This is a genomic window from Deinococcus marmoris DSM 12784, from assembly GCF_000701405.1.
GTDB classification, from domain to species: domain Bacteria; phylum Deinococcota; class Deinococci; order Deinococcales; family Deinococcaceae; genus Deinococcus; species Deinococcus marmoris.
The window spans coordinates 1-8353 of the sequence record NZ_JNIV01000145.1; the positions used below are offsets into that span (position 1 = coordinate 1).

Annotated in this window: 10 protein-coding genes and 1 pseudogene; 2 read left to right on the plus strand and 9 right to left on the minus strand. The window is 60.4% G+C overall.

Going from position 1 to position 8353, the window contains the following annotated elements:
* Window positions 1-114 precede the first annotated feature (114 nt).
* From Q319_RS0121415 to Q319_RS0121425, 3 genes are all read right to left on the minus strand, one after another.
* Window positions 115-318: a hypothetical protein gene (locus Q319_RS0121415; RefSeq protein ID WP_156039338.1), complete on the minus strand. Its 204-nt coding sequence runs from the start codon at window positions 316-318 to the stop codon at window positions 115-117.
* A 421-nt stretch (window positions 319-739) separates the two neighbouring features.
* Window positions 740-1690, minus strand: coding sequence for an NADP-dependent oxidoreductase (locus tag Q319_RS0121420; RefSeq protein ID WP_029484453.1), 951 nt, complete (start codon window positions 1688-1690; stop codon window positions 740-742).
* Between the two features lie 43 nt (window positions 1691-1733).
* Complete coding sequence (locus Q319_RS0121425) at window positions 1734-2636, minus strand: SDR family oxidoreductase (RefSeq protein WP_029484454.1); 903 nt, start codon at window positions 2634-2636, stop codon at window positions 1734-1736.
* Between the two features lie 109 nt (window positions 2637-2745).
* Between Q319_RS0121425 and Q319_RS0121430 the strand changes: the two genes are divergently transcribed.
* Window positions 2746-3069: a winged helix-turn-helix transcriptional regulator gene (locus Q319_RS0121430; RefSeq protein ID WP_029484455.1), complete on the plus strand. Its 324-nt coding sequence runs from the start codon at window positions 2746-2748 to the stop codon at window positions 3067-3069.
* Between the two features lie 336 nt (window positions 3070-3405).
* Window positions 3406-4044: an NAD(P)-dependent oxidoreductase gene (locus Q319_RS0121435; RefSeq protein ID WP_245619429.1), complete on the plus strand. Its 639-nt coding sequence runs from the start codon at window positions 3406-3408 to the stop codon at window positions 4042-4044.
* 391 nt (window positions 4045-4435) lie between these two features.
* Here the strand turns inward: Q319_RS0121435 and Q319_RS0121440 are convergent, their stop codons facing one another.
* The 6 genes and pseudogenes from Q319_RS0121440 to Q319_RS27575 form a co-directional block, all read right to left on the minus strand.
* Window positions 4436-4687 (minus strand): hypothetical protein, encoded by a 252-nt coding sequence (locus tag Q319_RS0121440; protein ID WP_029484457.1) that lies wholly within the window; start codon window positions 4685-4687, stop codon window positions 4436-4438.
* A gap of 6 nt (window positions 4688-4693) precedes the next feature.
* Window positions 4694-5554 carry a phytanoyl-CoA dioxygenase family protein gene (locus tag Q319_RS0121445; protein WP_051655657.1) on the minus strand — a complete coding sequence of 287 codons (861 nt, stop codon included), beginning with the start codon at window positions 5552-5554 and terminating at the stop codon, window positions 4694-4696.
* 148 nt (window positions 5555-5702) lie between these two features.
* Window positions 5703-5906, minus strand: coding sequence for a hypothetical protein (locus Q319_RS0121450; RefSeq protein WP_156039525.1), 204 nt, complete (start codon window positions 5904-5906; stop codon window positions 5703-5705).
* Between the two features lie 139 nt (window positions 5907-6045).
* Window positions 6046-6745, minus strand: a pseudogene (locus Q319_RS0121455) (IS6 family transposase).
* Between the two features lie 114 nt (window positions 6746-6859).
* Window positions 6860-7999 carry a GGDEF domain-containing protein gene (locus Q319_RS0121460; RefSeq protein ID WP_029484461.1) on the minus strand — a complete coding sequence of 380 codons (1140 nt, stop codon included), beginning with the start codon at window positions 7997-7999 and terminating at the stop codon, window positions 6860-6862.
* Between the two features lie 25 nt (window positions 8000-8024).
* A partial coding sequence (locus Q319_RS27575; protein WP_211252400.1) for a transposase occupies window positions 8025-8353 on the minus strand: 329 nt, incomplete at its 5' end.

An 8353-nucleotide genomic window follows, 5' to 3' on the forward strand; every position in this document is an offset into this window, starting at 1 on the left:
AGACTGAGATGGCGTCCATCTATCCGGTGTTCCCAAGTCTGGGCGGGAACATTCACGGCTCCCCAACAGCCGTGAATCAGCAGCGTCGTGCGTCCATCCTTGCGCCACTCCGGGTCAGTCGGTTTGCTCTGAGGGGGAAAAATCCTGCTTCTGGCGCAGGTCAATGAGGGTCTGAAACAGTTCTCGCATGAGTGGACTCTGCTGGCGGAGTAGGGTCTGTTCCAGCTCAGCAACGCTGAGCTGCCCCTCAGACTCTTCTAAAAGCTGATCCAGATGACGTTCCATGACCTGACTCAGCATTTCCCGTTCTGTTGCCATGCACCATCATCCCATTTCAGCGGGATGCACCCCGGCGATGCTACTGGGCAGAACGTGGGCAAGGTCTGGTTTGTGGTCAAACCCTGAGACCCGCTCCCAATCCACAGGTGATGCATCTTGTGATCCGTTCCCGCCTGTAATCCCTGCGGCGAAGGAGCCTTGCGCAGAGCGGTGCGGGTCACCTTCCACCGATGCCTCTCAGCAGACGGTCAAGCAGCTGGAGCTGTAACGATAAGAAGCTAGAAATGACGTCTTGGTGAGGTTTTTTCGCTTAGCGGTGTAAAATTCCTGGATCTTGATACTGGTGGCGAAGTCAAAATCTGGCCATTTCATCGGAGACCGCTGGTGGCGCAGTGGCACAAAACACTGTTCTGGGAGACCGGCATCTGACTTCGCCATCAGTATCAAACGCTCTGAAAGATCACTCCAGTGAGACCACCACTTTTCCCCGAACTTCCGGCCCCTCTGCATACTCGTGGGCGGCGCGGATCTCGGCCAGGGAGAAAACCTGATCGACGGGCACCTTCAGCTCGCCGCTGTCGATTAATCGGCTCAAGAAAGCCAGATCCAGTCCCCGCTCTGCCGTCCGCACGGCGGCAAAACGCGGCTCCGCACCGGGCAGCATGGCCGCAGCGTCAGACAGTCGGGTCGGCAGGCCACGGGTGCTCACCAGCACACCACGCGGGGCCAGGGCATGTTTGACCTCGCTGAACTTCAGCGCGGGCGGCGTGTCCAGGATCACGTCCCAGGGCTGGCCGATGTCATCCCAGTTCATGTCGTCGGCGGACACCGCCTCATCCACGCCCAACTCGCGCAGATACTTTAATTTGCTGGTCCGGGCCACGCCAGTGACATGCGCGCCCATGATTCGGGCCAGTTGCACTCCAAAAGCCCCAATACCGCCGGACGCGCCATAGACCAGCACCCGCTTTTCTTCCTGGCTGGGTTGCAGTCGTCCCTCGCCGCGCAGGGCCTGCAGGGCGGTCAGACCTGAGAGTGGCACCGCCGCCGCCGTCACCAGATCGACGCTCTCAGGAGCCAGTCCGACGCGCGCCTGACTGACCGCGACGTAATCGGCGGTCCCACCCCCACCATGCCCCAGCAGGGCGTACACCCGGTCCCCCGGACGGTAGGCGGTCACCTCCGGCCCGCAGCCCGCCACCTCGCCCGACACATCGAAGCCGGGCGTGAAGGGCAGTTGTCCGGCCATGATGATGCCCAGGCCACCGCCGCGCAGGTTGAGGTCAGTGCCGTTGATGCTGGAGCCGTGAACGCGGATCAGCACCTCGTCACCCTTCGGGGCGGGCCAGGCGACTTCCTCGACCTGCAACACCGAGGGATCGCCAAAACTGTGAAAGCGGGCGGCCCTCATGAGTCAGCCGCCTGAATTGCTCCGTTCATCTTTGCTCCTTCCCTCACGCCTGCGCGGTCTGCGTGAACAGGTCCACCTGCTGGCGCACCCACTGCTCCAGGGGGGTCTGCTGCACGGGCAAATGTGCCAGGACCTCTCTCATGTCCACCACCATCGAGTCCAGCGGTGCGGCTGCCCCGGCCCGGTAGGCGGCGACGATCCCGGCCTCGGCTTCCGGTCCCATCATGCGGCCCATGATTGCGCCGAATTGCTCGGGCGTGGTGGCTTCATACCGAATCTCGCGACCCAATGCAGTGGAAAATGCGTCTGCAATATCAGCGCCCTTCAGCGCCTGTGGGCCGCCCAGGTCAAACGCCTGCCCGGCCAGATCGGGGCGTCCCAGCGCCGCCACCGCGAAACGCCCCAGATCCTGCGCGGCAATCCAGGAGGTGGGCCGATCTGCTGCCACCGGGTAGGCCAGTACGTCTTCAGCCTGGAGGCGCGGCAGCACCCACGGCCCCAGGAAGTTTTCCATGTAGGCGGTGGGGCGCAGGATGATGTTCGGCACGCCGCTGTCGCGTAAACCACGCTCCAGATGAATGCGGTAATCCATCATCGGCAGGCCAGTAGGCTCGTTCGGAGTTTGCCCGCTGGTGTTGAGGACCAGCAACTTGACCCCGGCCTCCTTTGCCGCCTGAAGAGCGTTCTGGGCGTATTCCAGTGGATTGCCTGTGCCTGAGAAGGGCAGCATCAGGAACACCTTGTCGACGCCCTGCGTTGCGCGGCGGACGCTGTCCATGTCGGCCAGATCGCCCGCCACCACTTCCGCGCCTGCGTCCTTCAGCGCCCTATTCTTTGCCGCGTCGGTGACCAGCGTCCGCACGCGGTATCCGGCGTCCAGCAATCCGTGGGCCACTGGCGCACCCTGCGCCCCACCTGCGCCGTAAGTCAAAACAAGTTCGCTCATGGAGTGCCTCTCTTTTCTGGCACGCTGAAGATGTGCATCAGAGAATCCACGCTATCAGCGATATTTCATTTTGTGAAGAAGTTTCTAAATGCTGCTATAGTTTCTGATAATGAACTTTGAGAACCAGATTCATGGGCGGCCTGAATGCACCGTGGAGCGAGCGTTGGACGTGATCGACGGCAAATGGACCACCCTGATCCTGCGCGATCTGCTTTCAGGCACCCGGCGTTTCGGTGAGTTGCGGTCCAGCCTGAGCGGCATCAGTCCCAAAACCCTGACAGACCGCTTGCGCGCGCTGGAGACGCAGGGTGTGCTGACCCGTCAGGTGTTCCCGGAGATTCCGCCGCGCGTGGAATACACCCTGACCGACAAGGGCCGCGCACTGGGCAGCGTGGTGCATGCACTCGCCGAGTGGGGAGCGCAGTGGACCTGAGAAAGCGGGACGGGAAACAAGACTTGGAGCTGTGCTCGTTCCAGTGCTGCACCGTCGAGAACTGGCCATGTCGTTCGGGACGACCTCAACGCACTCATATCGGCGTTGCGATGTGGGTCTGGGTTCGGTTGGCGCACGGTGCAAGAGAGGCGGAAACAACGACACAGGCGCTGGGATCTGGTCTATTTGAAGAATACTTGCGCCAGCAACTCAAAATCCGCCCCTGAGTCTCGCCGACGCCCGGTCGCCTGGCAACGCCACTTCAGCCGCCGAACGTCACTTCCTTTCTGGAAACGTTTTACTGGGCTTCCCCACCACCCCCTAAACTGGGAAACCATGACCCAGACCCCCAAGATGCTCGCCGTCCTCGGCGGAACAGGCCGCACTGGACGTCTCCTGATCGATCAGGCTCTCGTGCAGAATTACTCGTTGCGGGTGCTGGCGCGCGATCCCAGCAAGCTGCACCGCCAGGATGATCGGCTGGACGTGGTCAAGGGTGACGCCACAAACGCGCTGGACATTGAGCGTCTGATCACTGGCAGCGACGCCGTCTTGAGCGCCCTGGGACAGACCAGAGGTGGCCCGGACGATCTGCTGACCCGCGCCGCTGGACTGTTGACCCAGCAGATGCCGCAGCAAGACGTCAGGAGGCTGATCACTCTGGTTGGTGCGGGTGTGCCGTTCCCTGGTGACAGTCCAAAAGTGGTGGACAGGGTGTTCCGAGCTCTTCTTAAGGTGTTACAACCCGCCGTCCTGAACGACGCGGTCGCGCATGCTGAACTGATCCGGGCCAGCGCCCTGGACTGGACCATCGTTCGGGGACCGATGCTGACCGACGGCCCTGCCGCACCGCTCCTGGTGGGCCGCGTGGGGGAAATTCGGCCCCGTGTGACCCGGGCCAGCGTTGCCCAGTTCATGCTGGCCCAGATCAGCCGTGACGAGTATATCGGTCAGGCTCCCGCCATCAGCAATTGAAGTCACCTGAGAATGACAGTAGTCCGGAAACTTTTTGACGATTGGCAAGGGGATCATGCATGTTGATGTCTAGCAACACAACGGACGCTCCCCCTCCAGATTCTAGCGGCCTTGCTTTCCCACACCAGCGTGCGCCCAACTCAAGCGGCGACAGGACCGAGTGAGTCAGCAGGGCGCACAGAGACGGCGCGGCCTCCTGCGCAGAACTTGTCCTGTTCATGCGGACTCCGATTGAAGGGTGTTAAAGACACCTGGAAATCCGAGTGGAACGAGCAAGAGCAAAACGTGTGCCGAACGCGGAGTGGACGAGAGATGTGCTATTCCAATTTGAGCGCATGACAAACGCAACCCGTATCGTTGCCCGCCGCTCTTGGCGTTCGGAGAAGACAAATCAGCCCGAATCGCGCTTCAGGAGGCGCACACGCCACTCGCCGGCGTCACTCAGCCGCTCGGTCATCACCACGCGAAAGCGGGCACCATCATGCAGCTCCAGCACGCACTCACTGCCCTCTTCCACGGCGAGGTGGCCGCCAACAACGTTGAGGGAGACACGCATCAAGCCCCGGCCGCCCTCCAGACCTTCCACCTGGCCCGAGACGGCTGTGGCCCCGAAGTGCGCGACCAGACTGTTAAAAGCGCGCACGGCGGCTCAGGCGTCGCCCATCATCAGGCCCTCAATGGAGTGGCCCTGCATGATGGGTTCAAGTTCGTCCACCACCCGGCAGATCAGGTGATCGCGCACCTGCTGCGGCAACTGGTCATAAAAGGTGCGGGTGAATTGCAAGTCATGCTTCTCGTGGTGGCCTGCGCCCGGCGCGTCCACTCCCAGCACCAGAACCGGGCGGGCCTTGTTGCTGTGGTTGGCCGTACCGCGGTGAATGGTGAGCGCGCTGCGCGCCGAGATGTCGCCCATCCTGGGCAGCTTGCGCTGCGACAGCGCGGCGTAGCGCGTGAAGGTAGAAACCGGGGGAAACATGCCGTGATCAAAGGCGGAGGGGTCATCCCACTGGGTGCCGGGCGCGATCTCGAACGGCCCCATGTCCTCCTCGACGTCCACCGAGGTCAAGTTGAAAGCGAGCGAGTTCAGGCGGCGGTCCACCAGGGTCTCGGGACCGGCAGGGAAATCGCGGTGCCAGGGCTGGTCCTTCGCGCCGGGGTTGGGCACATCAAAGCCGATCTCGACAATTTTGTAGTTTGGTCCGAGGACGCTCTCGCACACGGCGGTGACCCAGGGATGGGTGACCAGGTCGAGAAAGCCGCTGATGTCCTCAGGGTGAATCTCGACGTAGTGGCGGTTGGTGCCGCGTCCCACCGCGCCGCCGGGTCGGGCGAGCGCCGTCTGGTAGAGCGCTGGCAATTCCTCGCCGAGCCTGCCCACCCACGCGCGGGAAAACGCTCCCTTGAGGCCAACGGTACCATCGCCGTAGAGGCCGGCCATGATGGCGGGAATGTCGTATGCCGTCTGGGCCTCCGGCATTTGGGTGGGCTTGACGTCGCGGGTCATGGTCATGGAGTCCTCCTGGGACGGTGATGGTGTGTTCAGCATATTCCTCTCTCAAGCAAAATGATGAAGGTCAGTTTGACAGTCAAATCGCCAGGGACCAGAGTACTTCTTTCGCGGTTAGACGGTTAAATAATTTGACGGTTTGACCCCTTTTTCAGAGCGCCGCCAGCGTCTGCTGGATCGCCTCACGGTGGGGTGTGGGCGCAAAGTCAAAGCCAGCGGCAAACTTCGCGCCGTCAATGACGAACGGGGCGTTCGCCTGGTACTGAATCTCAGCCATTTCCCGCACGATGGGGATAACGCGGGCCAGGACTGTCAGCGGCAGACCCGTCAGGGCCATCGGGGACCGCGCCGCCACCTTTACCTCCTGCGCGATGAGCCCCGCGAACTGCGTGCTGGACACCGCTTCGGCAGTGGGGATGTGCCAGACTTGGCCGCCAGGGTTGTGTTGCCTTAACTGGTTCGACGGCAGGCTACGGGCAAGGGTGGACTGAAGTTCAGGTCACCCCTGCGGCAACCGTTGACCACGTCTGAAACGCGTGCCTTTGATTTTTGGCGGAAACGCTGGTACGGGTGTGATGGTGGAGGTTCTCGATCCGGGCATGCAAGTTCAGGAATTCCTGTGCGCGTTTCCGCCGCCTGAATCCCAGTTGTTGTCGCTCCTGACGCCGTGTGGAACGGTGGGATTGCTCAATCATGTTGTTGCAGCGCGTTGTGGAGATCACCTCTTGGTGATCGACCGCTGCCAGACTCACAATCTGCCGGATCGCCGCTCCATAGCTGGCGAGCTTGTCTGTGCAAATCCTGTCTGGGACATCATATTCACCCAGCAGCCCGGTCATGAAGGCCTTCGCGGCTTCGGTGTCTCGGTGCCGTTGAAGCAGAATATCGAGCACGAAGCCGTGCTCGTCCACCGCCCGCCACAACCAGTGGCGGACACCATCTACCGTCGTGCAAACCTCATCCAGAAGCCACCGGGAACCCCGTCGGGGTTCCCGGTGACGCAGGCCATCTGCGAAGAGCGAGCCGAATTTGATACACCATTCGCGCAGCGTCTCATGGCTGACAACAATGCCGCGCTGGTGCAGCAATTCCTGGACATCTCGGTAGCTGATGGGAAAGCGGTGGTAGAGCATTGGCGGCGTGCTGGATAATCGTCATGGGAAATCGGTGGCAGTAGGGTTTGGCATCGGTCACAGCGGGTCAGCCTATCCTGAACCGGTTAAGGCAACACAACCGATACATCTGCATCTCAACCGACTACTGCACCTGTTCTCGAAAAACGCTGAATTCCTGCACCAGCACGGCTATTCACTCCGCTATGCAAGGTGCAACTCCTGAGAGATACGCCACAGCCTTTTGAAATTGGCCTTTTCCAAGACGCTTAGCCTGATACATAGCATGATCTGCTTGGATCATTAAACTATCGACGTCCAGACCAGAACTCGGGTACTCACTCAACCCTGCTGAGGCGCTGATTCGAATATGATGTTCTAAAATTTTTACGGGTTGGTTCAATAAATATAAGACGGTTTTTACATACTGAAGTTCATCATAGCCTTCTAGAAGCACCATGAACTCGTCCCCACTCAGCCTGGCGATTGTGGCCGTTTGAGGTAACGCCTGCCGGATGCCCTCAGCTACAAAGACTAACAAGCGATCGCCCACATCATGTCCGAATCGGTCATTGACAGATTTGAAATTATCCAGATCCAGGAACACGATGCAGAAGGGTCTCTTTGTGTCTCTTGAAGCAAGAATCTTTTCTTCCAGCGTTCGGACAAACGCACTGCGGTTAAGAAGTCCTGTGAGTGTGTCTGTGTTGGCCTGCTGCCAGAGTTGCCCGGTCAGTCTCTCCAGCGCCGTATTGGCCTGTTCCAGTTTGTCCACCGTCAATGCCAGTTCCGCGTTGGTCGCCGACAAGATCTCGCGCTCCTGCCGTCCGTGCGCGGCTTCATCGCGCAGACGCTGGAGTTCCAGACGAGCTGTCACCACCTCTATTTTTTGATGTACCTGTTGAGAGTGCAGAATGCGTTCCAAGCGGTAAGAGGCCTGCAACTGCGTCAGGGCCCGCGCTGGGTCACCAAGAACTTCATACGCGGCTGCGAGCGCGGCGTGCGCGTCCATCTGGCGTCCCCTGGCCTCAGTGTTCTCCAGCACACGGACACTTTCCTCGAGGACAGGCAACGCGCCGTCATCCCCCAATGCCAACAGAGCACGCCCGAGCATTTCCAGGGCGTAGCTGTGGCCCACACGGTCACCCAGCCTGTCTCCGATCTCTACGGCTTCACGCGCGTACATCTGGGCACCCTGAAAATCTCCCAGTGTATGAAGTGAACACGCAAGGTTGGCCAGCGCCGCCCCAAGAGCAACCAAGTTCCCGGTGGTTCTGGACAGTTCCACCGCCTTCTGATTAAACAGGTGCGCCTCCGGGTAACGCTTTAACTGCATGAATTCAGTACCGGACAACTTGCGTTTAAGTGGCGCTGGGTGCGGAGAAAGGTTGATTTAAGAGGCCGAAGTATATTTCGGCCTGTGGGTGATCCCATCTCAGCGCTCTCGCCAGATATTGCCAGCCATACTGGACCACGCTGACTGCGCGACGACCATGCGCTTTGACTGGAATTGGTTTGGACGCATTCATCCAGACGCCCACCCGCAGACAGCACACCCAGGCCAGCGTGACCAGTCCAAACAACCGCTCTAATCGGTCAGCGTGGGTCACCGCTGACCGTTCCAGGTCAAAGCCACGCGACTTCATGCTGCTGAACGTACACTCGATGCTCCAGCGCAATCGGTACACCG

Bases quoted from the DNA above. Each gene is read 5' to 3' on its own strand.
- Q319_RS0121415 (WP_156039338.1), bottom strand. From the start codon at position 318: ATGGCAACAGAACGGGAAATGCTGAGTCAGGTCATGGAACGTCATCTG.
- Q319_RS0121420 (WP_029484453.1), bottom strand. From the start codon at position 1,690: ATGAGGGCCGCCCGCTTTCACAGTTTTGGCGATCCCTCGGTGTTGCAG.
- Q319_RS0121425 (WP_029484454.1), bottom strand. From the start codon at position 2,636: ATGAGCGAACTTGTTTTGACTTACGGCGCAGGTGGGGCGCAGGGTGCG.
- Q319_RS0121430 (WP_029484455.1), top strand. From the start codon at position 2,746: ATGAACTTTGAGAACCAGATTCATGGGCGGCCTGAATGCACCGTGGAG.
- Q319_RS0121435 (WP_245619429.1), top strand. From the start codon at position 3,406: ATGACCCAGACCCCCAAGATGCTCGCCGTCCTCGGCGGAACAGGCCGC.
- Q319_RS0121445 (WP_051655657.1), bottom strand. From the start codon at position 5,554: ATGACCATGACCCGCGACGTCAAGCCCACCCAAATGCCGGAGGCCCAG.
- Q319_RS0121460 (WP_029484461.1), bottom strand. From the start codon at position 7,999: ATGCAGTTAAAGCGTTACCCGGAGGCGCACCTGTTTAATCAGAAGGCG.